We start from the raw sequence: 548 nt of genomic DNA, 5'->3' as shown, positions 1-548 counted from the left end.
AACCTGCTTGAGCCGGGTGTAGTCGATGCTCTTAAGAACAACTCCCGGTATGCCCTGCCGGCGTTGGCGGTGGCAACCATGCCCGCTGTGGTCACCGGTATTCTGTTTGCCGGTATCATCAGTGCTACGATGAGCTCGGCCGACAGCGACCTCTTGGGTGCCGGGTCGATTTTCGGCAACGACCTGTACAAGATTTTCATCCGCAAGGGAGCCAAGGACAAGGAAGTCATGTTGGTAACCAAAATCACCATGGTGATCGTCGCCCTCTTCAGCCTGATCACAGCACTGTATGCAAACAACATACTCACCCTTCTGGCTTTCTCCTTCACCCTCAGGGCTGCAGGAACGTTTGTCCCGTACGTAATGGGTCACTTCTGGAAGAAGGCCTCCAGTGCCGGAAGCATTGCGTCGATCTTGATCGGCAGTGTTGTATTCTTCTTGATGGATACCAAGGTCCTTCCCGCCATCCCGAAGGTGAACAACATCATCCCCGCTCTTCTGATCAGCCTCATTGCATTCTATGTGTTCTCTCTGATCAAGCCTCCCAA

At 53.5% G+C, this 548-nt stretch carries 1 protein-coding gene; it reads left to right on the top strand.

Annotation, left to right across the window (positions count from 1 at the left end; all coding sequences use genetic code 11):
- On the top strand, positions 1-548 hold a 548-nt coding region (locus tag B3F49_RS05660; protein WP_414712503.1), incomplete at both ends, for a sodium:solute symporter family transporter.

The organism is Sphaerochaeta sp. UBA5836 (assembly GCF_002432845.1).
Lineage (GTDB): Bacteria > Spirochaetota > Spirochaetia > Sphaerochaetales > Sphaerochaetaceae > Sphaerochaeta.
The sequence above is the reverse complement of the archived record's forward strand: the minus strand, read 5'-3'. Positions and strand labels throughout refer to the sequence as shown.